This is a genomic window from Streptomyces sp. NPDC091280 (assembly GCF_044768565.1).
Lineage (GTDB): Bacteria > Actinomycetota > Actinomycetes > Streptomycetales > Streptomycetaceae > Streptomyces.
On the sequence record NZ_JBIVUZ010000004.1, the window covers coordinates 498,055 to 522,853 of the forward strand.

Below are 24,799 nucleotides of genomic sequence, written 5' to 3' on the forward strand. Positions count from 1 at the left end.
CGAACCCCCCTCGCTCTGCCTCGGGCTGCCCTCAGTGTGGAGGTCCCTGTGTCCCGCGTGTCCAGTGTGTCCAGTGCGCTCCGTATTGCCCGTGTGTTCCGCCGTGCGTCCGGAGTCCGTGCCGCGCTCGCTCTCGCGCTCACCACGCCGCTCGTCCTCGTCGCTGCGCCTGCCGGTCAGGCCGTGGCGGCGGACCGGTACACCGTCACCGCACTGCGGTTGACGGTCCGCGCGGGCGGCCGGGACTGCCCGGTCGACGCCGATCTGTACCGGCCCGCGGGCGTGGACCGCGCCCGCCCCGCGCCCGCCGTACTGGCCACCAACGGCTTCGGCGGCAGCAAGTCCGACGGGTCCACCGACGCCGTCGGCAAGGTCTTCGCGCGGCGCGGCTATGTCGCACTCGTCTACTCCGGGCTGGGCTTCGGCAAGTCGGGGTGCCCCATCTCGCTGGACGACCCGGCCGTCGACGGGAGGGCCGCGTCGGCGCTGGTCGACTTCCTCGCGGGCACCCGCGCCGCGGACGACGGGACCAGGGCGGACTTCGTGACCCTCGACGCGCGGGGGGACCCCCGGGTCGGGATGATCGGCGGATCGTACGGCGGCGCCGTCCAGTTGGCGACGGCCGCCGTGGACCACCGGGTGGACGCCCTTGTCCCGATGATCACCTGGCACGACCTCGCGTACTCCCTCGGCCCTGACAATGTGGTCGGTGGCGGCAGCGCGCCCGGAGCCTTCAAGTGGCAGTGGACCAACGCCTTCTACCTCATGGGCGAATCCCTGCCGCTGACCGCGCGGAGCCTCGACCCGGCCCGCTTCGGCACCCTCCCCTGCGCGCACTTCGTCCGCGAGGCCTGCGCCCTGTTCCGCACGCTGAACTCCGGGAGCTATCCGGCGAAGGCGACGGCGGACACGCTCGCTTACGCGCGCAGCGTCTCGCCGGTGTCGTATCTCCGCCGGGTCCGGGCGCCGACGCTCCTTGTCCAGGGCCAGGCCGACAGCCTGTTCAACCTCAACGAGGCGACGGCGACGTACCGGACGCTGCGGGCCCGGGGGACGACGGCGAAGATGATCTGGCAGGCGTGGGGGCACAGCGGCGGGACGGCCACCCCGCCCGCCGGTGAACTCGACCTGAAGCGGGGCGACTTGGAGTCGAGCTATGTGGGGCGGCGGATCGCGGCCTGGTTCGACCGCTATCTGCGCCTGCGGACGGACGTGGACACCGGTCCCGCCGTCGCCTACTACCGCGACTGGATCACGGACCCGGCCGCCACCTACGCCACGGCGGACCAACTGCCCGCGCTGAACCGGAAGTTGTACCTGTCCGGCGACGGCACGCTGGTGGCCGACCGGGCGAGGGCGGCGCGCGGCAGCCGCGAGTACGCCAACCGGCCGTTCCCCACGAGCCATTCGGAGAACTCGCTGACCGGGATGACCGGCCTGCCCGACCCGGCGCCGTACGACATGCCAGGTACGTACGCCGGCTGGACCGGTGCGCCGCTGGCCCGTGCGACGGACGTCGTGGGTGCTCCGCGGGCGAGGCTCCGGGTGCTCTCCCCGGCCGCGCGGCGCGTGCGGGACTCCGGCGACGCCGCCGACCGGCTGGTCCTCTTCGCCAAGCTCTACGATCTCGCTCCCGACGGGACCGCGACCCTGGTCCACCGGCTGGTCGCCCCGGTCCGGATCGCGGACGTCACGAAGACCTTCACGGTCACGCTGCCGGGGATCGTGCACCGGTTCGCGCGGGGGCACCGGATGCGGTTCGTGATCGCGGCGAGCGACGACGCGTACCTCGGGAACCGGGGTATCAAGCCGGTCACCGTGCTCGGCCCGCCGCAGGACACGGGGGTGCTGGAGCTGCCGGTGGTCCCGGACCGGGTCTCACCGTGCGTGATGACCGATTCGGGCCCACCCTGGAGACATGAGCCCGAAGACCACCGAGAGCGCTGGCCACAGCGGCCGGCGGGAACGCCTGCTGACGCCCGCCCGGATCACTGTCCTGCTGCTCGCCGTCCTGGCCCTCGTCTTCATCTTCGAGAACACCCGTGACACCAGGATCAGGCTGCTGATCCCCGAGGTCACCATGCCGCTGTGGATGGCACTGCTGGCCACGGCGATCATCGGCGCCCTGTGCGGGGCGTATTTCATGCGCCGCCGCCGTCGACCCTGACTAGGGTGACGGGATGCCGCACACCGCATCCCGCTATCTCGCCCAGGGTCCCCGCGCGGGGATACGTCACTTCACCTACGAGGACGCCGCCGAGTTCACCGCGCGGGCCCGGGAGAGCAAGGACCTGCACCAGCCGTGGCTGTTCCCGCCCACCAGCGCGGACGCCTTCACCGCCTACGCGGGACGGCTGATCCAGGACCCCACCAAGGCCGGTTTCCTCGTGTGCGAGCTGGACGGCGACGGCATCGCCGGGTTCATCAACATCAACAACATCGTGCAGGGCGGCTTCCAGTGCGGCGCGCTGGGCTACGGCGCCTTCGCGCACGCCGCCGGCCGCGGACTGATGCGCGAGGGGGTGAACGCCGTGATGGACCACGCCTTCGGGCCGATGCGGCTGCACCGGCTCGAAATCAACGTCCAGCCCGGCAACGCCGCGTCCATCGCGCTCGCCCGCAGCTGCGGATTCCGGCTCGAAGGCTTCTCCCCGGACATGATCTACATCGACGGGGCGTGGCGCGACCACGAGCGCTGGGCGATCACCGCCGAGATGCGGACTTCCGGTTGACCTTCATCGTGTCCAGATCCGTGACCGTCGATCTCAGATCGCGGAAACCGTAGCCCAGGCCCCGCAACGCGGTCTCGGCGCGGTCCTCGGCGAGCGCCGCCGCCATCTCCTCGCCGTCCGCCGCGTCCGACACCACCACGAACCGCCACGAGAAGTGCTTGAGCGGCGACGGTTCGTAACTGAGCGAGCCCTCCTCGGTGAACCGCATGCTCAGCATCCCGTGCTCGGAGGCCTCGTCCAGCAGCCGCCGCCGCGCCTCGTCCGTCAGCGCGTCCCAGGTGCCCCGGACGATCACCCGGTACGTGTGCTGCTCGCCCATCCGCCGTTCCACTCCTCGCTCCGTGCCGTCGACCGCCCGACTCTACGTCGACCCGACCGCACCGCACGCGGAATTTTCCGGTGCCCCGCCTTTGCGGAATCCTGACCGGCGCCGCCCCTGGCCACCGCACCCGTTGCCGGGTTCCATGGTGATCGTGACGACGATCCGACGTGAGGTACTGACCCTGCCCACCGCGGAGTTGGGCCCGGACAACCCGCTGCCCCCACTGCGTCCGCTCGACGAGCCGCACCGCGTCGACGACCGGGACCGCGAGGCCCTGCCCCGGGACATGGCCCGCCAGATCGGCTACGAACCGCTCCGCAGCCTGCTGCCCACCCGCGTCCGCGACGGCTACGGCAGAGACCGCGCACCCCGCGAACTCGACGCCCTGGTGATCGAGAACGACCGGCTGCGCGCCACCGTGCTGCCCACTCTCGGCGGCCGGATCGCCTCCCTCGTCCACAAGCCCACCGACCGTGAACTCCTATACCGCAACCCGGTGGTGCAGCCCGCGAACTTCGCCCTCAACGGCGCCTGGTTCTCCGGCGGCATCGAGTGGAACACCGGCGCCACCGGCCACACCACCCTCTCCTGCGCACCCCTGCACGCCGCCCGCGTCCCCGCCCCGGACGGCGGCGAGATGCTCCGCCTGTGGGAGTGGGAACGCCTGCGCGACCTCCCGTTCCAGGTCGACCTGTGGCTCCCGGACGGCTCCGACTTCCTCCACGTCGGTGTCCGCGTCCGCAACCCGCACGAGCGGCCCGCGCCCGCCTACTGGTGGTCCAACATCGCGGTACCGGAGGAACGCCGGGTCCTGGCACCCGCGTCGCAGGCCTGGCACCTCGACCACGAGCGGCGGCTGCGCCGGGTGCCCGTGCCGTCGTACGACGGAGTGGACCGCACGTATCCCCTCAACAGCCCTTACGCCGCCGACTACTTCTACGACGTCCCGGACGGTCGGCGCCGCTGGATCGCCGCGCTCGACGCGGACGGGCACGGGCTGGTGCACACCTCCACCGACGGGCTGCGGGGCCGCAAGCTCTTCGTGTGGGGCACCGGCCCCGGTGGCCGCCGCTGGCAGGAGTGGCTCACCGAACCGGGCACCGGCGGCTACTGCGAGATCCAAGCGGGCCTGGCCCGCACCCAGTTGGAGCACATCCGCCTCGACCCGGAGAGCGAGGTGTCCTGGCTTGAGGCCTACGGCCCGCTCGACGCCGGGACGGAGGGGGAGTGGCCCGCCGTGGTGGACGCGGCCGAGGCCCGGCTGGAAACCGCGCTGCCCCGCGCCGACCTGGACGCCGCCCACACCGCCTGGAAGCCGTTCGCCGACACCGAACCCGGCGAGGTCCTCGCCACCGGCTCCGGCTGGGGCGCCCTCGAAGTCCTGCGCGCCGACTGGAAGTTGCCCGGCACCCCCTTCGACGAGTCCACCCTCGGCGAGGCCCAGGCACCCTGGGCGGCACTGCTGCGCAGCGGCGCGCTGCCCGAGCCGCGCCGGGTCCGGCCGCCCGGCGAGACCCTGGTCGCCCCGCACTGGCGGGACATGCTGGAGACCGCGCCCGCCACCCCGCTCACCGAGTACCACCTCGGCGTCGCCCAATGGCACGCGGGCGACCGGGCGCAGGCGGTGCGCAGCTGGGAGCGGGCCCTCGAACTCGCCCCGTCCCTCTGGCCGTTGCTGCGCTGTCTCGCCGTCGCGGACCAGGAGTCGGGCCACCACGAGCGGGCCGCCGACCGCTACACCGAGGCCTTCACCGACCTGTGCCACGAGCGGCGCGACGCCGGCGAGAGCTGGACCGCCGCCACGGCCGCGCTCGGCCGCGAGGCCGTCGAGGCGCTGCTGCGGGTGCGCCGGGTCGCGGACGCCCGCGCGGTCTGGGAGATGCTGCACCCCGCCACCCGCGAACGCGGCCGGTTCCTGCTGCTCCAGGCCGAGTTGCTGCTCGCGGAGGGGCGGCGCGACGACGCGTGGGCGGTCTTCGACGACGGCTTCGAGGTCGCCGACCTGCGCGAGGGCGCCGAGTCGATCGACCGGCTCTGGGCCCGCCTCACCGACGAACCGCTGCCCAGGCGCTACGGCTTCCGGATGCGGCCGGAAACACTCTGAGGCGAGGCGGGGTCTCGCGACGCGCGGACCGGCGGGCGGCCGTCAGCCCCGCCGGTCCACGTACTCGTAGACCGTCCCGTCCGGATGCACCGCGATCAGATTGCGGCCCCCCGGTGTGGTCAGCGGGCCCGCGACGATCCGGGCGCCGAGTTCGGTCAGCAGGGCGTGCGCCTCGTCGACGTCCTTGACGGCGATCGTCGCCCCGACCTTGCGCAGCACCTCCAGTTCCGCCTCGGACCCGCTCATCAGCAGGAAGAATCCGACCGCGGCCACCGACACCCCACCGCGCTCGAAACGGAGCGCCGGGGCGCCCGTGAGGCGTTCGTAGAAGGGGACGGCGGTCTCCAGGTCGTCGACGCAGATACGCAGCGTGGCTCCCAGAATGTCCATACGGACGAGCCTAGTTGGGGCGGCCGGGCCGTGGTGATCCTTCGGGGCGTTTCCGGCCCGGCCGGCCGACGGCGGTACCGGTGGATCACCCGGCCTTGCGGCACAGGATCTCGCCGTGCAGCACGGCGAACCAGCCGTCGTCCCGCTCGCCCCACTCCCGCCAGGCCTCGGCGACGGCCTCCAGCTGCCCGGTGGTGGCGTGCCCGCCGCCGGTCGCGACCGCCGCGTACGAGGACGCGACCGTGCGGTCCGCCCACAGCCCGCTCCACCAGGCCCGCTCGTCCGGAGTGTGGAACGTCCAGTTGCTCGACGTCGCCGTGATGTCCGTCAGCCCGGCCCGCAGTGCCCACGATTTGAGACGGCGTCCGGCATCCGGCTCGCCGCCATTGGCGCGGGCGACCCGCCGGTACAGCTCCAGCCAGTCGTCCAGCCCCGGTACCAGCGGATACCAGGTCATCACCGCGTAGTCCGCGTCGCGGGCGGCGATGAACCCGCCCGGCTTGGTCACCCGCACCATCTCCCGCAGCGCCCGCACCGGATCGCCCACGTGCTGGAGCACCTGGTGGGCGTGGACCACGCAGAACGTGTCGTCCGGGTAGTCCAGCGCGTGGACGTCGGCGACCGCGAAGTCGACGTTGGCCAGCCCGCGTCCGGCGGCCGTGGCGCGGGCCGTGTCCAGGATGCCCGGCTCGCGGTCGACGCCCGTGACGGAGCCGTCCGGCACCAGGGCCGCCAGGTCCGCGGTGATGGTGCCGGGACCGCAGCCGATGTCCAGGATCTTCATGTGCGGCTTCAGCGAACCGAGCAGGTAGGCCGCGGAGTTGGCGGCGGTCCGCTGGGTGTGCGACCGCAGTACGGACTCGTGGTGCCCGTGCGTGTAGACGGCGGTCTCCTGTGGCTTCGGCATGGCTCTACCTACCCCTTCGCGTCTTCTTCGGCGTAGTCGGAACGGTACGCGCGCATGTCGAATGATGAGACCTGCGTTTCAGTATGTGGACTGACGGATGGTCAGAAGGTCGACGGCGGGGCTCGTGCGGCGGCGGGTACGCTGAAATGGCCGCCGGGTACCCTGAAGTGGCCGTTTGCCGCCCGGGGACCACGGGCGAACCGATTCACCGTCGGCGGACCGTTTCATCGGAGGAACCCCCGCATGCGCCTGCTCCTCATCCGCCACGGCCAGACCACGGCCAACGTGGACTTCCTCCTCGACACGGCCGTCCCCGGCGCCGAGCTGACCGACCTCGGCCGCCGCCAGGCCGCCGCCCTGCCCGCCGCCGTGGCCGACGAGGACATCGAGGCCCTCTACGCCTCCACCCTCGTCCGCACCCAGCGCACCGCGGCCCCGCTGGCCGCCGCCCGCGGCCTCGACGTCCGGGTCCGCGACGGCATCCGCGAGCTGACCGCCGGCGACCTGGAGATGCTGCCCGGCGACCGGGAACCCGGCCACGAGTACATGCGGATCGTGTTCGCGTGGGCGGCCGGCGACACGGAGCTGCGGATGCCCGGCGGCGAGAACGGCGCGGAGGCCCTCGCCCGCTACGACGGCGTGATCGCCGAGGCCGCCGACAGCGGCGCCCGCACCGTCGCCATGATCAGCCACGGCGCCGCGATCCGGATGTGGACGGCCGCCCGCGCCGACAACGTCGACGTGTCCTTCGCCGCCGCCCGCCCCCTCGACAACACCGGCATCGTCGTCCTGGACGGCTCCCCGGCCGACGGCTGGAAGGCCCTGTCCTGGGCGGGCGCGCCGGTGGAGGTGGCCGGAGCGGACGGCGAAGACGGCCCGGCCGGACAGCCGCTCGACGCGGACCAGCAGCCGTAGCGAGGCCCTCGCGGGCACAATAAGTGTTTGCCCGGCCGTGAGGCCGCCCCACAGAATGCGTGGTCATGGGACATCTGGAAGCCGCACACCTCGAGTACTACCTCCCCGACGGGAGGCCGCTGCTCGGCGATGTGTCCTTCCGGGTCGGCGAGGGCGCCGTGGTCGCCCTGGTCGGGCCCAACGGCGCCGGCAAGACGACCCTGCTGCGGCTGATCTCCGGCGAGCTGAAACCGCACGGCGGCACCGTCACCGTCAGTGGCGGCCTGGGCGTGATGCGCCAGTTCGTGGGCTCCGTACGCGACGAGAGCACCGTACGGGACCTGCTGGTGTCGGTCGCCCCGCCGCGCATCCGCGCGGTCGCGCAGGAGGTCGACAGGGCCGAGCACGCCATCATGACCGTCGACGACGAAGCGGCCCAACTCGCCTACGCGCAGGCCCTGTCCGACTGGGCCGAGGTGCACGGCTACGAGTTCGAGACCCTGTGGGACATGTGCACCACGGCCGCGCTCGGAGTGCCCTACGACAAGGCGCAGTTCCGGCAGGTCTCCACCCTCTCCGGCGGTGAGCAGAAGCGGCTCGTGCTGGAGGCGCTGCTGCGCGGCTCCGACGAGGTGCTGCTGCTCGACGAGCCCGACAACTACCTCGACGTGCCCGGCAAGCGCTGGCTGGAGGAGCGGCTCAAGGAGACCCGCAAGACGGTCCTGTTCGTCTCCCACGACCGTGAACTCCTCGCCCGCGCCGCCGAGAAGATCGTCTCCGTGGAGCCCTCGCCGACCGGCGCCGACGCCTGGGTGCACGGCGGCGGCTTCGCCACCTACCACGAGGCCCGGCGCGAACGCTTCGCCCGCTTCGAGGAGTTGCGCCGCCGCTGGGACGAGAAGCACACCCAGCTCAAGAAGCTCGTCCTGAGCCTCCGTCAGGCGGCCTCCATCTCCCACGAGTTGGCGTCCCGCTACCAGGCCGCCCAGACCCGCCTGCGCAAGTTCGAGGAGGCGGGCCCGCCCCCCGAGCCGCCCCGCGAGCAGGACATCACCATGCGCATCAAGGGCGGCCGGACGGGCGTAAGAGCCGTCACCTGCAAGGGACTCGAACTCACCGGCCTGATGAAGCCCTTCGACCTGGAGGTCTTCTACGGCGAACGCGTCGCGGTCCTCGGCTCGAACGGCTCCGGCAAGTCGCACTTCCTGCGCCTCCTCGCCGGCGAGGACGTGAAGCACACGGGGGAGTGGAAGCTCGGCGCGCGCGTCGTGCCCGGCCACTTCGCGCAGACCCACGCCCACCCCGAACTCCAGGGCCGCACCCTCCTCGACATCCTCTGGAAGGAACACGCTCAGGCGCAGGGCCCCGCGATGTCCCGGCTGCGCCGCTACGAGCTGACCGGCCAGGCCGAGCAGAGCTTCGACCGGCTCTCCGGCGGCCAGCAGGCCCGCTTCCAGATCCTCCTCCTGGAACTCCAGGGCGTCACCGCGCTGCTCCTCGACGAGCCCACCGACAACCTCGACCTGGAGTCCGCCGAAGCACTCCAGGAGGGCCTGGAGGCGTTCGACGGGACGGTGCTCTCCGTCACCCACGACCGCTGGTTCGCCCGGTCCTTCGACCGCTACCTGGTCTTCGGCAGCGACGGCCGGGTCCGCGAGAGCGGCGAGCCCGTGTGGGACGAGCGGCGGGTGGAGCGCGCGCGGTAGCAGTGCCACGGTTCCCTCCGGTGGGCAGGCCGCGGGGCCCGAATGTTCGTACAGTGGTCTCAGGACCGTGAGACTCGACGAGCGGGGCACACCATGACCGGAGTCGACCCTGCGCGCCTGGACGACTCCCAGCTCATGAAGGAGCTGGAGACCATCCACCGCACGCGCCACGACACCCTGCTGTACGGCTCGGACGACGCGCTGCGCGCCCACAACGACCGCATGGCCCGGCTGGAGGGCGAGTACCTGCGCCGCCATCCGCGCCGCCTCGTGGCTCCCGGCCGGACCCGGCAGGGAGCACGCGAGCGCGACTGACGGGTGTTTGGCCCCCGGGGTCGGGGGCAGGCGAACCACCAGCGCTGGATCGCAGCCGCGTTCCCACCGGTGACCGTCCAACCCGGAGCATGCTCAAGGGAGTTGTGACGCGCCATGCCTGCTCGCACCCACCCGCAACGCCATTCCCACCATGACGCCCCCGACACCGCGGAGGCGTTCCGCACACTGGTCGCGCTGCCGCCCGGCCCACGCCACGACAGCGTCCGCGCACACATCGTGGAGGCCTGGCTGCCGATGGCCGACCGGCTCGCCGGACGCTTCCGCAACCGGGGCGAGAGCACCGAGGACCTGCGACAGGTCGCCGCCCTCGGCCTGGTCAAGGCCGTCGACCGCTACGACCCCGGACGCGGCAACGCCTTCGAGAGCTACGCCGTACCGACCATCACCGGCGAGATCAAACGGCACTTCCGCGACCACATGTGGACCCTGCACGTGCCGCGCCGGGTGCAGGACCTGCGCAACCGGGTGCGGGTCGCCGGACAGGAACTGGCGCAGACGGTGCCGGGACGGCGGCCGACCGTGGCGGAGCTCGCCGCGCACACGGCGCTCTCCGAGGAGGACGTACGGGCCGGGCTCGAGGCGCTGGAGAGTTTCAGCGCGCTGTCGCTGGACGCGGACGCCTCCGGCGGCGGGGACGGGGACGGGTGGGCGTTGGGGGACGTGCTCGGGTCCGCCGACCCGGCGCTGGACGTCGTCGTCGACCGTGAGGCCGTCAAGCCGCGGCTGGCCGCGCTGCCCGCGCGCGAGCGGGAGATCCTGTATCTGCGGTTCTTCGGGGACATGACGCAGAGTCGGATCGCGGAGCGGTTCGGGATCTCGCAGATGCATGTGTCCCGGCTGATCAGCCGGTGCTGCCGACGGATCCGCGAACAGGTGCTTGAGGACGCCGCGTAGCGGGCTGTCGCTCGGCTGCGGGTCCGGTCCGTTTTCACTCGCTCGGGCCTCGCCGCGCGCGCCGCTCCGCGCACCGGGCTTCGATGGTGGTGCCGCAGTCCTCGGTCTAAGGAGCACCGCTCATGCGCCGCACCGCACTCGCCCTGTCCGTCGTCGCCCTGCTCGGGAGCGCCGCCGGACCGGCCGTTGCCGCCGATCCGGCCGCGGAGGTCAGTCCGAGCAGCGTGCGGGCGGGCGAGAGCGTCACCGTGTCCGTCACCTGCGAGGCGACCGGGCAGACCGCGGCCGACACCATCGACGCCACGTCCCAGGGTTTCGACGACGGAACCGTCCAGCTGCAACGCGTCCCCGGCAACGACGACCGCGCCGCCGCGGCGGCCTACCGGGGGACCGCGCGGATCTCCGCCGACGGGGCCGAGCGGGACGCCGCGTGGACCGTCGAGGGGACCTGCCCCGCGCCGCCCGGCGGCCAGGGCAGGCCGTGGAGCGCGACCTTCAGCGTGGAACGCGGCAGTGGCGGCGGGGGCGGGCAGCGACCGTGCCAGGACCCCCGGGGCGAGTCCTGCGCGGGTGCCGCCGTGATCGAGCGCGGGGTACGGGCCGGGGAGGGCGGGACCTTCACCGACTCCGTGCCGGCGCTGGTCGCCGGAGGCGTGCTGATCGCGGGCGCGTTCGGCGGCGCCGTGTACCGGCTGCGCAGGCGCCTGCCGAGGCTCTGAGCGCACGACCACGACACGGCACGGCGGGACACGGCCCGGCAGGACACGGCACGGCGGGACACGGCACGGCATGGCAACGCACGGCACGGCACTGCACCAGGGACTGCGCGGAGGCACCATGCGGCAGGCGGACGCGGTAGGCCAGGGACCCGTCCGCTACGGGCCCGTGTTCCCCGACGACGGACTGCCCGTCCTGCCCGAACTGGCCGCCGTCCTCGCCGCCGCCGCGCACCGCACCGGGGAGCAGCCGGTCGGCGGCGCCCCCGCGCTCCTCGACGCCGCGAGCGGCTACTTCGAACGCCGGGGCCTGCCCGCCGGCCCCGCCCGCCTGGCCGCCGCCCCGGGCGCCCCCGCGCTGCTGGTCGCGCTGACCGCCGCGCTCGGCGGTGACGTCCTGGTCCCCAGACCGTGCGCCGCCTGGTGGGCGCCGTACGCGCGACTGCTCGGCAGGCCCGTGTTCCACGTGGGCACCCCGGCCGAGTGCGGCGGGGTGCCCGACCCCTACGCGCTGCTGGAGACCGTGCGCAGGGTCCGCGACGAGGGCGGCGACCCGCGGCTGCTCGTCCTGTCCGTGGCCGACGACCCGACCGCCACCGTCGCCCCGCCCGAGGTCATGCACGAGACCGTCGAGGCCGCCGCCGGCGAGGGCCTGCACCTGGTCAGCGACGAGACCTGGCGCGACACCCTGCACACGCCCCGGCGCACCATGCTGCTCAGCCCCGCCGAGATGCTGCCCGAGCGGGTCACCGTCGTCACCGACCTGGCCGGCGCGCTCCTGCCGTCCGGCTGGCCCGCCGCCGTCGCCCGCTTCCCCGCGGGCCACGCCGGAAACGCCCTCCACGCGCGCGTGCTCGACGTCCTCACCGCGCTCGGCGCCCGCGTCGCCGCACCCGTCGCCGCCGCGGCCGGCCACGCCCTCGGCGAACCCGCGCCCGTCCTCGCCCGCCGCGACACCGCCGTCGGCCTGCACGCGCGCGTGGCCGCCGCCGCGCACGCCGCCGTCACCGGGGCGGGCGCGTTCGCCCGGCCGCCCCGGGCGGGACGCCATCTGTATGTCGACCTCGGGCCGTTGCGCCACGCGCTCACCCCGCAGGGCGTGGGCGACGCGCAGGACCTGGAGGAGTTCCTCACCGCCCGACTCGGCATGCCCGCGCCGGGCGGCCACCGCTTCGGCGACGACCTGGGCGCGCTGCGGGTACGGCTGTCCACCGGGCCCCTGCTGGGCCGGACCGGCGAGGAACGCGCGGAATGCCTCATGTCACCCGTGCCGTTGGAACTGCCACACGTGCAACGCGCGTTGATGTCCTTGAGGTCGATCTTCGACGATCTCCGCGACGACGCTCAGCGATGGGAGCCTCCTCGATGACGCAGCAGTCCGAGTCGACCACCAGCACGACGACCACGCGGCAGACCCCCGACCCCGCACCCCCGTTCGCGCCCCCCTCCCCGCCGCTGGCCGAACCCCGCCCCCTCGGCGAGCGCCGGGTGTGGCCCCGCACCTTCCACGACCGCCTCACCACCCCGCTGCCCGGCCTCAAGGCGATGGCCCGCTTCGCCCGCGAGGGCTCCGTGCGACCCCGCCCCGAAGGCCTCGCCGACATCCCCCGACTCCCCTTCGCCCCCGAGCCGTTGCCCCGGGTCGACGCCCTGACCGTCGCCGTCACCTGGGCGGGGCACGCCAGTTGGGTGGTGCGCATCGGCGGCCTGACCATCCTCACCGACCCGGTCTGGTCCCGCCGCATCCTCGGCACCCCGGCCCGGATCACCCCCGTCGGCGTCGCCTGGGAAGCCCTCCCGCCGATCGACGCCGTCGTCATCAGCCACAACCACTACGACCACCTCGACGCCCCCACCCTGCGCCGACTCCCGCGCCACACCCCGGTGTTCGCGCCGGCCGGCCTCGGCAGCTGGTTCCGCCGCCGCAGATTCACCCGCGTCACCGAACTCGACTGGTGGGAGGCGGCCCGACTCGACGGCGTACGGCTCGACTTCGTACCCGCCCACCACTGGTCCAAGCGCAGCCTCACCGACACCTGCCACTCCCTGTGGGGCGGCTGGGTCATGACGGCACCGGACGGACAGCGCGTCTACTTCGCGGGCGACACGGGCTACGGCCACTGGTTCTCCCGCATCGGCGCCCGCTACCCCGGCATCGATCTCGCGCTCCTCCCCATCGGCGCGTACGACCCGCGCTGGTGGCTCAGGGACGTCCACTGCGACCCGGAGGAAGCGGTCCGGGCCGTACAGGATCTGGGGGCGCGCCGGATGGCCCCGATGCACTGGGGCACGTTCGTCCTGTCCGCCGAACCCGTCCTGGAACCGCTGACGCGGGTCAAGGCGGCATGGGAGAAGGCCGAGTTGGCGCGCGAGGACCTGTGGGACCTGCCGGTGGGAGGTTCCAGAGTGCTCGCCTAGACGGAAGTTGTCCCGCCGGACAGGAGTCGTCCCGCTAGACGGAAGTCGTCCCGCGCACCCGCCGCCACACGGCCGGGGCCGCGCTGATCACCACGGTCAGCGCGACCGCGGCCACCACACCCTCCCACGGCTCCGGGAACAGCGACCCGCCCAGGATCCCGATCAGCTGATACGTCACCGCCCAGGCCAGGCACGCGGGCGCGTTGCCCCGGGCGAACCGGCGGATCGGCCACTCGGCCAGCAGACAGGCCAGCATCACGGGGATACGGCCGGCCGGCACCATCCGGGACAGGACCAGCACCGTCACCCCGTGATCGGCCAGCTTCCGCCGCGCCTGCTCCAGCCGCTCCTCCGGGGCCCGCGCGCGGATCGCCTCCAGCCACCGCGAGCCGTTCTTCGACCCCATCCCGCGCCGCCCCAGCCAGTACAGCGCGATGTCCCCGAGGAACGCGGCCAGCGACGCCGTCACGAACACCAGCGCCAGCGCGAACGGCGCCGTCTGGTGGAACGCGACCACGGCCGCCGAACTCACCAGCGCCCCCGTCGGGATCACCGGCACCAGCGCCCCGAGCAGCACCAGCAGGAACAACGTCGGGTAGCCGATGGCCTGTTGGGCGGACTCGGGCGAGGTGGTCGCCGTCGCGGACAGCGCGTCCGCGAGCCAGCTCACCGGGCGACCTCCGGACGGACGCTCTCGCCGTGCCCCAGCCGGTGCACCGCCACCGAGGGCGCCAGCAGCGCCGCGATCCGCACGAACTCGTCGCCCGGCGTGTGGAATTCGTGCGGGCGCACCGCGTCCATCCCGATCGGCCAGTACGTGCCGTAGTGCACCGGCACCGCGCTGCGCGGCGCGAGCCGGGCCAGCGCCTGCGCCGCGCGCCCCGCGTCGAGGTGCCCCTCGCCGAGGTACGGCCCCCAGCCGCCGACCGGCAGCAGCGCCACGTCGACCGGCCCGACCTCCTTGGCCATACCGTCGAAGAGTCCGGTGTCCCCGGCGAAGTAGGTACGCGCCGCGCCCTCCACGACATAGCCCAGCGCGGGGGAGCGGTGCGGTCCGACCGGCAGCCGCCGCCCGTCGTGGCGTGCGGGCACGGCCCGTACCACCAGGTCACCGACCGTCTTCTGGTCGCCGGGCGACACCTCGTCGATCCGCAGCTGCCGGAGCCGGCGCAGCCCGGGCACCGCGCGGAGTGCGCCCCGGGGCACGAGCAGGCGCGTGCCCGGGGCGAGCGCGGCGAGCGAGGGAAGGTGCAGGTGGTCGGCGTGCAGATGGGAGACGAGCGCCAGGTCCGCGCGCCGGGCCTCGGACGGCGGCAGCGCGCCCCGGCGCCTTCGCAGATGCGCGAGCCGGCGGGCGAACAGGGGGTCGGTGAGGACACGTACGCCCGAGTCCTCGATCGTGCAGGTGGCGTGACCCCACCAGGTGATCTCCACCGGCACCTTCTTTGCCTCCTTCGCGCGACTCCCCCGAAGCCTACGGGCAGGAGTAGGGTCGGCGGCGAAACCCGGAGGTGAGGGGGACGCCATGGGACAGGCACGCGCTGCCTTGGGCATGCGCTCGCGGGTCAGGGTCACGGCGATCGCCAGCCTGACACCGCTGGAGGAGCTGGACGAGGACCCCTTCCTGGTCGACTCCCGCAGCCAGCACGCCATGTGCGCCCGCTGGGCCGCCGACCACGGCTATGTGATCGCCCGCGAACTCCTGGTGCGCGGACTGCGCCCCGACCACTGCGCCCTGTGGGACGGCGTCCGCCCCGGCCTCGACCTGTTCGTCGCGCCCAGCCGCCGGGTCCTGGAGAGCGCGCTGTCCTCCGTCGAGGAGTTCACCGACGAGTGCGCGCGCCGGGGGGTGCGGATCGAGACGGTGGGCCGCGCGGAACCGTTCTACGACGCCCAGGCCAAGGCCCGCGTCCACCGCCGGCTGTCGATGCCCACGGCCGGCTACGACGGCCGTTAGACCAGGAGCCCTCGCGTCCCGTATGACAGGCTGGGCACAGGCCCGCCAGGTCGACGGGCCCGGGACGTGAGGTGTACGGGGCGTGGGCGGAGGGCGTTGGCGGCGGCTGGCCAGTCAGGTCGGGCGGAGCATCGCGGTGTGGGCCGTCTCCACGGTCACCATGCTGGTGCTCGCCGGGATCCTGCCCGACTTCCGGCTCCAGTCGGCGGACGGCGACAGCGCCACCCGGATCGCGGTCACGGCCGCGTTCGGCGCCGGCGCCTTCGGTGTGCTGTCGGCCCTGGTGTGGCCCCTGCTGGTACGGCTGCTGCTCCTGGTGCCCGCGCTCGTCCTCGGCCTGCTGGTCTTCGTCCTCAACGGCTCGCTGCTGCTGATCGCCCTGCGCATCAATCCGGACGGCGGGCTGCGCGGCCAGGTCGCCCCGGAGACCGCGGTGGTCGTCGCCGCCGTGATGTCCGCCGTCGCCTCCGCGACCGGCGGCGCCCTGGCCGTGCGCGACGACGACGCCTACCGCCGCCGCCTCTACCGTCTCGCCGACCGCCGCCGCAGAGCCCTCCCACCGGGCCCCTCCTCGCCCGGCACCGTCTTCCTCCAGCTCGACGGGGTCGGCCACGACGTCCTCCTCGACGCGATGGACAAGGGGCTGATGCCCACGGTCGCGCGACTCCTCGGCGGCGAGCGCCCCACCCACCGCCTCACCCCCTGGCGCACCGACTGGTCCAGCCAGACCGGCGCCAGCCAGCTCGGCATCCTGCACGGCTCCAACCACGACATCCCCGCGTTCCGCTGGTACGAGAAGGACACCGGCGAGGTCATGGTCTGCAACCGTCCCACCAGCGCCGCCGAACTCCAGGCGCGCGCCGTCGCGTACACCGGCGACGGCGGCCTGCTCACCGTGGACGGCGCCAGCCGGGGCAACCTGTTCAGCGGCGGCGCCGACGAACAGGCCCTCGTGCTGTCCATCGCGACCCGCCGCCGGGGCCGTGAGAACCGTTCCCGCGCGGGCTACTTCGCCTACTTCTCCGACCCCGCCAACGCCGTCCGCACCGCGATGTCCTTCGTCGCCGAGGTCGGCCGGGAGATCGGCCAGTCGACCCGCTCCCGCCTCACCAGGCAGCGCCCCCGCGTCAAACGCGGCGGCCTCTATCCCGTGGTGCGGGCCTTCGCGACCGTCGTGGAGCGGGATGTCGTCGTCGCCGCGGTCATGGGCGACATGCTGGCCGGCCGCACCGCCGTCTACGCCGACCTCGTGGCCTACGACGAGGTCGCCCACCACTCGGGCCCGCGCAGCCGCGACGCCGCCAAGGTCCTCGGGCGCCTCGACCGCGCCCTGGCGCTGATCGAGAACGTCGCCGAGCACGCCCCGCGCCCGTACCGCATCGTCGTCCTCTCCGACCACGGCCAGAGCCCCGGCGAGACCTTCCAGGGCCGCTACGGCCTCACCCTCGGCGACCTCGTCCGGGCGGGCTGCGGGCTGCCCGTGCCGCGCCGGGCCCGGCGCACCCACAGCGGCGCCGAGGCCCGCGCCGCCGTCCGCGCCGCCCTGGGCCGGCCGGCCAAGCAGGGCGACGAGCACCACGCCCGCTCCGGCCGCCACTCGGAGCCGATCGTGCTGGCCTCCGGCAACCTCGGCCTGGTCTCCTTCCCGGACGTACCGCACCGGATGACGAAGGAGGAGATCGACGCCCGGCACCCGGCGCTCCTCACCACGCTCGCCAACCACCCGGGCGTCGGCTTCGTCCTGGTCCGCAGCGAGGAGCACGGCGGGCTGCTGCTCGGCGCGCACGGCACGGAGCTGCCGATCGCCGAACTCGACGACAAACAGGGCCCGTTGGCGGACTTCGGCCCCGGCGCCGCGGACGCCGTACGGCGCACCCACTCCTTCCCGCACACCGCCGACATCATGGTCAACTCCTGGTACGACCCTGCGGAGGGCGAAGTCCTCGCCTTCGAGGAGCAGATCGGCTCGCACGGCGGCCTCGGCGGCTGCCAGGGCAAGCCGTTCCTGCTCTCCCCGTACACCCTCTCCGCGCCGGTCGCCGACGGCGAGGACCTCGTCGGCGCCGAGCACATCCACCGTGTACTGCGGCGCTGGCTGCGGGAGTTGAACGGCCCGCAGATCCCGCTGCCCGCGGAGCCGGAGGAACGGGCCGCCTGACGACGGGCGAGCGGCCCGGCCGATGCCACCGGGCGCTCGCCCGTCGTTCACCCCGCGTGGGCCGGTCTTCCGGGTGCGGTGCGGCGGAATGTGATCGGATGGCTCCGAACGACATCCGCATCGAAAGGACTCACCGTGGCTACCACGCGCACCGCCCACACCAACTGGGAAGGCAACCTGCTGGAGGGCAGCGGCGTCGTCACCTTCGACTCCTCCGGCATCGGCGAGCAGCCGGTGACCTGGGCGTCGCGGGCCCAGGACGCCAACGGGAAGACCAGCCCCGAGGAACTGATCGCCGCCGCCCACTCCAGCTGCTTCTCGATGGCGCTGTCGCACGGCCTGGCCGGCGCGGGCACCCCGCCCACCCGCCTGGAGACCAAGGCCGATGTGACCTTCCAGCCCGGCGAGGGCATCACCGGCATCCACCTCACCGTCCGCGGCGAGGTCCCCGGCCTGGACGAGGACGGCTTCAAGGCCGCCGCCGAGGACGCCAAGAAGAACTGCCCGGTCAGCCAGGCCCTCGCGGGCACGACGATCACGCTCACGGTGGAATCCGCCTGACCCCGCCCCGCCCCGTACGCACCGCGATGCCGCACCCGGAAAACGGGTGCGGCATTGACTTTCCGGCACTCGGGTCCTGTGCTGGAGATCGGGCAGCGCCTGGCGGAAGGGGACGGCGATGGGACGTGCGGTCGGGATCGATCTAGGGACCACGAACTCGGTGGTCGCGGTGCTGGAGGGCGGGGAGGCGACGGTCGTCGCCAACGCCGAGGGAGCGAGGACCACACCCTCGGTCGTCGCCTTCGCCAAGAACGGCGAGGTGCTGGTCGGCGAGGTCGCCAAACGGCAGGCCGTGACCAACATCGAACGCACCGCGCGCTCGGTGAAACGCCACATGGGCAACACCGAGTGGCGCTTCCCGGACACCGGCGGCATCGACGGAACGCGTTACCGCGCCCAGGAGTTGTCCGCGCGCGTGCTCCAGAAACTGAAACGGGACACGGAGGCCTACCTCGGCGAGGACGTCACCGACGCCGTGATCACCGTCCCCGCCTACTTCGACGACTCCCAGCGCCAGGCCACCAAGGAGGCCGGTGAGATCGCCGGCCTGAAGGTCCTGCGGATCATCAACGAGCCGACCGCCGCCGCCCTCGCCTACGGCCTCGACCGCGGCGAGGAACAGACCGTCCTCGTCTTCGACCTCGGCGGCGGCACCTTCGACGTGTCCCTCCTGGAGATCGGCGACGGCGTCATCGAGGTCAAGGCCACCAACGGCGACACCCACCTCGGCGGCGACGACTGGGACCAGCGGGTCATGGAGTACCTGGTCAAGAAGTTCCAGGGTCAGTACGGCATCGACCTCGGCAAGGACAAGATGGCGCTGCAACGGCTGCGCGAGGGCGCCGAGAAGGCCAAGATCGAACTGTCCTCGTCGACCGAGACGACGATCAACCTGCCCTACATCACCGCCTCGGCGGACGGCCCGCTGCACCTCGACGAGAAGCTGACCCGCGCCCAGTTCCAGGAACTCACCGCCGATCTCCTCGACCGCTGCAAGACCCCCTTCCACCAGGCGGTCAAGGACGCGGGCGTCAAGCTCTCCGCCGTCGACCACGTCATCCTCGTCGGCGGCTCGACCCGTATGCCCGCCGTCACCGACCTCGTCAAGGAACTCACCGGCAAGGACCCGCACAAGGGCGTCAACCCCGACGAGGTCGTGGCGGTCGGCGCCGCCCTCCAGGCCGGAGTCATCCGCGGCGACGTCAAGGACGTGCTGCTCCTCGACGTCACCCCGCTGTCCCTGGGCATCGAGACCAAGGGCGGCATCATGACCAAGCTCATCGAACGCAACACGACCATTCCCACCCGGCGTTCGGAGATCTTCACCACCGCCACCGACAACCAGCCCTCGGTCGGCATCCAGGTCTACCAAGGCGAACGCGAAATCGCCGCCTACAACAAGAAGTTGGGCGTCTTCGACCTCACCGGCCTGCCGCCCGCCCCGCGCGGCGTCCCGCAGATCGAGGTCGCCTTCGACATCGACGCCAACGGCATCATGCACGTCTCGGCCAAGGACCTCGCCACCGGCCGCGAGCAGAAGATGACCGTCACCGGCGGCTCCGCGCTGCCCAAGGACGACATCGACCGCATGATGCGCGAGGCCGAACAGTACGCGGACGAGGACCGCCGGCGCCGCGAGGCCGCCGAGACCCGCAACCAGGCCGAACAACTCGTCTACCAGACCGAGAAGTTCGTCCGCGAGAACGAGGAACGCATCCCGGCCGAGACCCGCACCGAAGTCGCGGCGGCGGCCACGGAGGTGAAGGCCCTGCTCGAACAGGAGGCGGACACCGCCGAGTTGCGCACGGCCGTCGAGAACCTCGCCACCGTCAGCCAGCGCATGGGCCAGGCGATGTACGCCCAGGCCGCCCAACAGCCCTCCGCGCAACAGCCGGAGACCCCCACCGAACACACCTCGCCGCAGGAGGAGGAAGGCGTCGTCGACGCGGAGATCGTCGACGACGAACGCGAACCGAAGGGCGGCGCCGCCTAACTCCCGGCCTGCTCCTGCCGCTCCCGCCCCTGCCGCTCCGGGTGCGGCAGGGTGGCACACACGGCGTCGAGGACGGAGGCGTAGGGCGTGCCGCAGTCGGCCAGCCGGGCGCGGAGCCGGTGCAGGGCACCGCGGTACTCGCCCAGGAGGTCGAGCTTGCCGGTGCGGGCCGTGAACTCCAGGACCGCGGGCAGGAAGTCGGGCAGCTGCGCACCGGTGAACTCCAACTCGTGCGCGCGGTAAAGCTCTTGGGAGCGGACCAGGGACATGCCGGGCCGCCGGGTGTCGCCCTCGTGCCACCGGCTCAGGTACAGACTGTGCCGGTTGTCGCGGTCGAAGACCCGCACATAGTGCGCGGCGAGTTCCCGGGGCGGGGTCAGCGCCGCGTGGTCGACGAACTCCCTCAGCTGCGGGGCGGCTTCCCGCAACAGCGGGAGCCGGGCGCGGAAGGCGTCGTCCGGGTAGGTCAGACAGAGCGCCGCCCCCTGGTACAGCACGGCGTCCGAGGGCATCAGACATCCTCCGCGTCGTGGTCCGCGGGCCGCCGCTCGCGCGGCGCGTGACCGTGGGCCACGGCCACGACCGGCAGCGGCCCGCGCCCCGAGTCCGGGCGGCGGAACCGCCCCGACCGCGGCGGCGCCGCTCCCGGCCCGGTGGGCGGTGTCCGCGTCCCTGTCACCTGCGCTCCCTCGCCTACTCGCTCGCCCGTGGTGTCGAACCTAGGGCGGGGCGGGGGAGCGCACCCGTTCACGGCAGCCGTACGGGTCAGCCCTTGCGGGCGACCCCGCCGTAGACCGGGACGATGCCCTCGGCCTGGGCGGCCACGTCCTCCGGCTCCGGGCGCCAGCCGTAGACGGCGATCACGCCCGGGCCGAGCAGCTCCAGGCCGTCGAAGAAGCGTGAGAACTCGGCCAGCGAGCGCGGGTGGAAGGGGGTGCCGCTGCGCCGGAAGTGCTCGGCGGCCTGCGCGATGGCCTCGGGGCTGAGGTCGGGCGTGACCTGCGACATCACCAGGTAGCTGCCCGGGGCGAGGACGTCGACGTACCGCTTGATCAGGCCGTACACGTCGTCGCCGGCGGGGTCGTCGCCCAGGTAGTGGGTGAGCGCGACCAGCGACAGCGCGACCGGCTGTGTGAAGTCGAGGCTCTCGCCGGCCAGCCGCAGGATGGTCTCCGGGTCGCGGACGTCGGCGTGCACGTACTCGGTGCTGCCCTCGGGCGCGCCGTGCAGCAGCGCCTCCGCGTGCCGCAGCACGATCGGGTCGTTGTCCGCGTACACGACCTTGGCGTCCGGGGTGACACTCTGTGCCACCTGGTGCAGGTTCGGCTCGGTGGGGATACCGGTGCCGATGTCGAGGAACTGGCGTATCCCGGCCGTCGCGGCGGCCCGTGTCGCTCGGTGCATGAACCGGCGGTTGGCCCGCGCGCCACGCAGCACCGTGCCGTCCGTGGCGAGGATCCGGCGTGCCAGCTCCTCGTCCACCGGGTAGTTGTCCTTGCCGCCGAGCCACCAGTCGTACACCCGCGCCGGATGCGGCCGGCTGGTGTCGATACGGGGGGGCGCGGCTTCGGATCCGGTCATGCGGTGTCGTCTCCTCGGGAGTTCGGGTCGTGCGGGCCGGGAACCGTGCTGTGCGGGGCCGTGCTGTGCGGGGCCGTCCTCAGAAGGTCTCGCGGTAGTCCCGCAGGATCTTCTTGGTGCGCTGGGCGGACGCGGCGTGCGCCGTCATGTGGTCGAGGACCTCCAGATGCGCGGAGACCTCGGTACGGGAGTCCAGATACAGGGCGCCGGTCAGATACTCGGTGAACACCATGTCGGGCAGCTCCGGTTCGGCGAAACGGAACAGCGAGAACGGCGCGTACGTCCCCGGGTGCGGACCGTTCGCGAACTCCGCGATCTGGAGCGTGACCCGGTCGCGCTCGCCGAACTCCAGGAGTCTGTCCAGCTGTTCGCGCATCACCTCGCCGCGCATGCTCACCGGCCGACGCAGCACCGTCTCGTCCATGATGACCCACAGGTGCGGCGGGTTGTCCCGCTCCAGCAGGCTCTGGCGGGCCAGCCGCAGGGACACGTGCCGCTCGATGCTCTCGGGGCCGCTCTGGCCGATGGTCCCGGCCTCCATCACGGCGCGCGCGTAGTCCTCGGTCTGCAACAGGCCCGGCACGAAGTGCGGTTCGTACGAACGGATCAGGCCCGCCGCGCCCTCCAGGCTCACGTACAGGCTGAACCACTCCGGCAGCACGTCGTGGAAGCGCTGCCACCAACCCGGCTGGTTCGCCTCCTCGGTGAGCGCGACGAACGCGTCCGCCTCCTCGTCGGCCACCCCGTACGTGGTCAACAGCACCTGGACGTACGGTACTTTCAGCGCGACCTCGGCCATCTCCATCCGCCGCACGGTCGCCGGGGCCACCCGCAGGACCTGCGCGGCCTCCTCGCGTTTGATGCCGGCCGCCTCGCGCAGCTCCTGGAGCCTTCTGCCCAGCACCACTTGACCCACGGTGGGCGCGGGCCGCCGTTCACTCACGCCACGCCTCCCCATACGCGCCGAAGTCTGGGGGCAGTGTGCCATGTTCCGGCCGTTGTCTCAGCGGTTCCGAGGCGATCATCGGTCAGTCCCCCGGCGCGCGGAGGTACTTGGCGGTCGCCGGATCGGCCGGCAGGAACGTCTCGATCGCCAGCTCCGAGACCGTCACGTCCATCGGTGTGTTGAACGTGGAGATCGAGGAGACGAACGACAGCACCCGCCCCTCGTGCTCGATCCGCATCGGCAGCGCGAAGTACGGCACGGGAGACGCCGGTTGGGCCTCGGCGCCGGCCGACTCCGGCAGGGGATAGGCGGCGACCTCGTCGTAGAGCGCGCGCAGCGGTTCGGACCGGTGCAGGGCGATCTGCCGCTCCATCTGCGCGAGGAGATGCCCGCGCCATTCACCCAGATTGCGGATGCGCGGCGCCAGGCCCTCGGGGTGCAGCGTCAACCGCATGGCGTTGAGCGGCGGCCGGAGCAGGGCCTCGGGTACCCCGTCCAGCAGCGTCGTGATGCCCCGGTTGGCCGCCACGACGTCGTACACGGCGTCGACCACCAGCGCCGGATACGGCTCGTAGCCCTCGATCAGCCGCTCCAGACCCTCGCGCAACGCGCCCAACGCCGGGTCGTCCCACGGGGTTTCCGGATAGTGGGGGGCGTAACCGGCGGCCAGCAGAAGGGAGTTGCGCTCCCGCACCGGCACCTGAAGGTGCTCGGCCAGCCGCAGCACCATCTCCTCGCTCGGCCGGGACCGCCCCGTCTCGACGAAGCTGATGTGCCGGGCCGAGGAGTCGGCCCGCAGCGCCAGCTGGCTGACCCGCCGCCGCTCCCGCCAAACACGCAGCAGCGGACCGACACCCTTGCCGGCGGGGGTGCCGGTACCGGTCGCGACGATGGTCATACCCATGACCGTAGTCGACGCGGCCCGCCCGTGAGCGGACCGAGAACCCGTCCGGGGGAGCCGCGTCCCGCACCCATCCTGGGGGCCCTCCTTCCGCTGGGCGCGCGGCGGGCCGCCTGTGGCACGCTGAAACGGCCGAGAGGAACCCGCACCCGCCAGGAAGGACCGAGGCCATGCCCGTCGCACCGCTGTCGCAGAAGGAGATCGAGGACCGCCTCGCGGAACTCCCCGGCTGGTCCCTCGACACCGACCGACTCACCCGCTCCTACCGGCTCGGCTCGCACTTCGCGGCCACCGCGATGGTCGTCCACATCGCCCAGGTCCAGGAGGAACTCGACCACCACGCCGACCTCACCCTCGGCTACAACACCGTCTCCCTCGCCGTGCACACCCACAGCATCGGCGGCGCCGTCACCGACCTGGACTTCCAACTCGCCCGCAGAGTCGAGGACTTGGCGCCCGGACACGGAGCGGCCTGACCGTACAGGACAGAAAGGGACGACCGCGCGTGCTCGACTACGACAAGGAAGCCGACGCCTACGACGCGACACGCGGCGGCGAGCCCCGTGCCGCCGCCGCTGCCGAAGCCGTCCTCGGCCTCGTCCCGCAGGACGCCCGCGCCCTGCTCGACGTGGCCTGCGGCACCGGCATCGTCACCCGCCGGCTGGCCGCCGCCCGCCCCGGACTGCGGGTCACCGGCCTGGACGCCGCACCCGCCATGGCCCGCACCGCCGCCACCCGGCTGCCCGGCGCGGTCCTCCTCGCCGACAGCCGCCGACTCCCCTTCCCCGACGGGGTGTTCGACGCCGTCACCACCGTCTGGCTGCTGCACCTCGTGGCGGGCCCCGAGGACGCCGGGGCGATCGTCGCGGAGTGCGCGCGGGTGCTGCGACCGGGCGGGGTGTACATCACCACGGTCGACAAGGCCGCCGCCCACGACGTCGGCAGTGACATCGACGCCGTCCTGGCCGCCCGTCCGCGCCGCCCCGCCCAGGACCGACCCGAGCAGGTCCGCGCCCACGCCGCCGAGCAGGGCCTGCGGCCGGCCGGCACCGCCCGCTTCCGCGGCCACGGCCAGGGCCGCAGCCCCCGCAGCACCACCGCGGACCTGCGCCGCGGCTGGTTCACCATGCTGCCGCCCGGCGAACCCCTCACCGAACGGTTCGTCGAGCGGCTGAGGACCCTCCCGGAGCAGGAACGCCCGCGCGCGGACCCGGAGTTCACCGTCCTGGCCTTCAGGAAGCCCCCGGCCGGGTGACCTCCGCCGTCCCGTCACATGCTCGCCG

General features: G+C 73.0%; 25 protein-coding genes. 16 read left to right on the plus strand and 9 right to left on the minus strand.

The window, feature by feature from the left end; translation table 11 throughout:
- The first annotated feature begins 93 nt into the window (after positions 1–93).
- Positions 94–2,046, plus strand: coding sequence for a CocE/NonD family hydrolase (locus ACIQPR_RS15515; protein ID WP_403647595.1), 1,953 nt, complete (start codon positions 94–96; stop codon positions 2,044–2,046).
- 134 nt (positions 2,047–2,180) lie between these two features.
- Positions 2,181–2,732: a GNAT family N-acetyltransferase gene (locus tag ACIQPR_RS15520; protein ID WP_403647598.1), complete on the plus strand. Its 552-nt coding sequence runs from the start codon at positions 2,181–2,183 to the stop codon at positions 2,730–2,732.
- Here ACIQPR_RS15520 and ACIQPR_RS15525 read toward each other — a convergent pair.
- Positions 2,704–3,051: a DUF6204 family protein gene (locus ACIQPR_RS15525; protein ID WP_403647601.1), complete on the minus strand. Its 348-nt coding sequence runs from the start codon at positions 3,049–3,051 to the stop codon at positions 2,704–2,706. The genes ACIQPR_RS15520 and ACIQPR_RS15525 overlap by 29 nt on opposite strands.
- A 145-nt stretch (positions 3,052–3,196) precedes the next feature.
- Between ACIQPR_RS15525 and ACIQPR_RS15530 the strand changes: the two genes are divergently transcribed.
- Positions 3,197–5,158 carry a DUF5107 domain-containing protein gene (locus tag ACIQPR_RS15530; RefSeq protein ID WP_403647604.1) on the plus strand — a complete coding sequence of 654 codons (1,962 nt, stop codon included), beginning with the start codon at positions 3,197–3,199 and terminating at the stop codon, positions 5,156–5,158.
- A gap of 42 nt (positions 5,159–5,200) precedes the next feature.
- Here the strand turns inward: ACIQPR_RS15530 and ACIQPR_RS15535 are convergent, their stop codons facing one another.
- Positions 5,201–5,548, minus strand: coding sequence for a VOC family protein (locus ACIQPR_RS15535; RefSeq protein ID WP_403647607.1), 348 nt, complete (start codon positions 5,546–5,548; stop codon positions 5,201–5,203).
- An 85-nt stretch (positions 5,549–5,633) separates the two neighbouring features.
- Positions 5,634–6,455 (minus strand): methyltransferase domain-containing protein, encoded by an 822-nt coding sequence (locus tag ACIQPR_RS15540; protein ID WP_403647610.1) that lies wholly within the window; start codon positions 6,453–6,455, stop codon positions 5,634–5,636.
- A 243-nt stretch (positions 6,456–6,698) separates the two neighbouring features.
- On the opposite strand from ACIQPR_RS15540, the gene ACIQPR_RS15545 reads away from it, so the two are divergent.
- The 7 genes from ACIQPR_RS15545 to ACIQPR_RS15575 all read left to right on the plus strand — a co-directional run bounded on the left by ACIQPR_RS15545 (position 6,699) and on the right by ACIQPR_RS15575 (position 13,419).
- Positions 6,699–7,370 (plus strand): histidine phosphatase family protein, encoded by a 672-nt coding sequence (locus tag ACIQPR_RS15545; protein WP_403647613.1) that lies wholly within the window; start codon positions 6,699–6,701, stop codon positions 7,368–7,370.
- A 65-nt stretch (positions 7,371–7,435) separates the two neighbouring features.
- Positions 7,436–9,055, plus strand: a complete 1,620-nt coding sequence (locus ACIQPR_RS15550) for an ABC-F family ATP-binding cassette domain-containing protein (RefSeq protein ID WP_403647616.1) — start codon at positions 7,436–7,438, stop codon at positions 9,053–9,055.
- A 42-nt stretch (positions 9,056–9,097) separates the two neighbouring features.
- Positions 9,098–9,370, plus strand: a complete 273-nt coding sequence (locus tag ACIQPR_RS15555) for a DUF6158 family protein (RefSeq protein ID WP_403647619.1) — start codon at positions 9,098–9,100, stop codon at positions 9,368–9,370.
- A 114-nt stretch (positions 9,371–9,484) separates the two neighbouring features.
- Positions 9,485–10,285, plus strand: a complete 801-nt coding sequence (locus ACIQPR_RS15560; protein WP_403647622.1) for a SigB/SigF/SigG family RNA polymerase sigma factor — start codon at positions 9,485–9,487, stop codon at positions 10,283–10,285.
- A gap of 122 nt (positions 10,286–10,407) precedes the next feature.
- The gene (locus tag ACIQPR_RS15565) at positions 10,408–11,004 is read left to right on the plus strand and encodes a hypothetical protein (RefSeq protein WP_403647625.1); all 597 of its coding nucleotides are present in this window, start codon (positions 10,408–10,410) and stop codon (positions 11,002–11,004) included.
- 118 nt (positions 11,005–11,122) lie between these two features.
- On the plus strand, positions 11,123–12,370 hold the full coding sequence (locus ACIQPR_RS15570) for an aminotransferase class I/II-fold pyridoxal phosphate-dependent enzyme (protein ID WP_403647943.1): 1,248 nt from the start codon (positions 11,123–11,125) through the stop codon (positions 12,368–12,370).
- The gene (locus tag ACIQPR_RS15575; RefSeq protein WP_403647628.1) at positions 12,367–13,419 is read left to right on the plus strand and encodes an MBL fold metallo-hydrolase; all 1,053 of its coding nucleotides are present in this window, start codon (positions 12,367–12,369) and stop codon (positions 13,417–13,419) included. Before ACIQPR_RS15570 ends, ACIQPR_RS15575 begins: the two co-directional genes overlap by 4 nt.
- Before the next feature lie 34 nt (positions 13,420–13,453).
- On the opposite strand, the gene ACIQPR_RS15580 is transcribed toward ACIQPR_RS15575, so the two are convergent.
- Positions 13,454–14,089: a DedA family protein gene (locus tag ACIQPR_RS15580; protein WP_403647630.1), complete on the minus strand. Its 636-nt coding sequence runs from the start codon at positions 14,087–14,089 to the stop codon at positions 13,454–13,456.
- Positions 14,086–14,859 (minus strand): MBL fold metallo-hydrolase, encoded by a 774-nt coding sequence (locus tag ACIQPR_RS15585; RefSeq protein WP_403647633.1) that lies wholly within the window; start codon positions 14,857–14,859, stop codon positions 14,086–14,088. Before ACIQPR_RS15585 ends, ACIQPR_RS15580 begins: the two co-directional genes overlap by 4 nt.
- A gap of 85 nt (positions 14,860–14,944) precedes the next feature.
- Between ACIQPR_RS15585 and ACIQPR_RS15590 the strand changes: the two genes are divergently transcribed.
- From ACIQPR_RS15590 to dnaK, 4 genes are all read left to right on the plus strand, one after another.
- Positions 14,945–15,376, plus strand: coding sequence for a hypothetical protein (locus ACIQPR_RS15590; protein ID WP_403647636.1), 432 nt, complete (start codon positions 14,945–14,947; stop codon positions 15,374–15,376).
- An 82-nt stretch (positions 15,377–15,458) separates the two neighbouring features.
- Positions 15,459–17,534 carry a phage holin family protein gene (locus tag ACIQPR_RS15595; protein WP_403647639.1) on the plus strand — a complete coding sequence of 692 codons (2,076 nt, stop codon included), beginning with the start codon at positions 15,459–15,461 and terminating at the stop codon, positions 17,532–17,534.
- A 135-nt stretch (positions 17,535–17,669) separates the two neighbouring features.
- Entirely contained in the window at positions 17,670–18,095 is a 426-nt protein-coding gene (locus tag ACIQPR_RS15600; protein ID WP_317886618.1) for an OsmC family protein, read from the plus strand.
- Between the two features lie 118 nt (positions 18,096–18,213).
- On the plus strand, positions 18,214–20,088 hold the full coding sequence (gene dnaK, locus ACIQPR_RS15605) for a molecular chaperone DnaK (protein WP_403647642.1): 1,875 nt from the start codon (positions 18,214–18,216) through the stop codon (positions 20,086–20,088).
- Here dnaK and narJ read toward each other — a convergent pair.
- The 4 genes from narJ to ACIQPR_RS15625 all read right to left on the minus strand — a co-directional run bounded on the left by narJ (position 20,085) and on the right by ACIQPR_RS15625 (position 23,513).
- The gene (gene narJ / locus ACIQPR_RS15610; RefSeq protein WP_403647645.1) at positions 20,085–20,600 is read right to left on the minus strand and encodes a nitrate reductase molybdenum cofactor assembly chaperone; all 516 of its coding nucleotides are present in this window, start codon (positions 20,598–20,600) and stop codon (positions 20,085–20,087) included. The genes dnaK and narJ overlap by 4 nt on opposite strands.
- 253 nt (positions 20,601–20,853) lie before the next feature.
- Positions 20,854–21,669 carry an SAM-dependent methyltransferase gene (locus ACIQPR_RS15615; protein WP_403647648.1) on the minus strand — a complete coding sequence of 272 codons (816 nt, stop codon included), beginning with the start codon at positions 21,667–21,669 and terminating at the stop codon, positions 20,854–20,856.
- 79 nt (positions 21,670–21,748) lie between these two features.
- On the minus strand, positions 21,749–22,612 hold the full coding sequence (locus tag ACIQPR_RS15620; protein ID WP_403647651.1) for a helix-turn-helix domain-containing protein: 864 nt from the start codon (positions 22,610–22,612) through the stop codon (positions 21,749–21,751).
- A gap of 85 nt (positions 22,613–22,697) precedes the next feature.
- Complete coding sequence (locus ACIQPR_RS15625) at positions 22,698–23,513, minus strand: helix-turn-helix domain-containing protein (RefSeq protein WP_403647653.1); 816 nt, start codon at positions 23,511–23,513, stop codon at positions 22,698–22,700.
- Positions 23,514–23,686: 173 nt separating this feature from the next.
- On the opposite strand from ACIQPR_RS15625, the gene ACIQPR_RS15630 reads away from it, so the two are divergent.
- Both ACIQPR_RS15630 and ACIQPR_RS15635 read left to right on the plus strand, forming a co-directional pair.
- Positions 23,687–23,992, plus strand: a complete 306-nt coding sequence (locus tag ACIQPR_RS15630) for a 4a-hydroxytetrahydrobiopterin dehydratase (protein WP_403647656.1) — start codon at positions 23,687–23,689, stop codon at positions 23,990–23,992.
- A 29-nt stretch (positions 23,993–24,021) separates the two neighbouring features.
- Positions 24,022–24,771 carry a class I SAM-dependent methyltransferase gene (locus ACIQPR_RS15635; RefSeq protein ID WP_403647659.1) on the plus strand — a complete coding sequence of 250 codons (750 nt, stop codon included), beginning with the start codon at positions 24,022–24,024 and terminating at the stop codon, positions 24,769–24,771.
- Positions 24,772–24,799 lie beyond the last annotated feature (28 nt).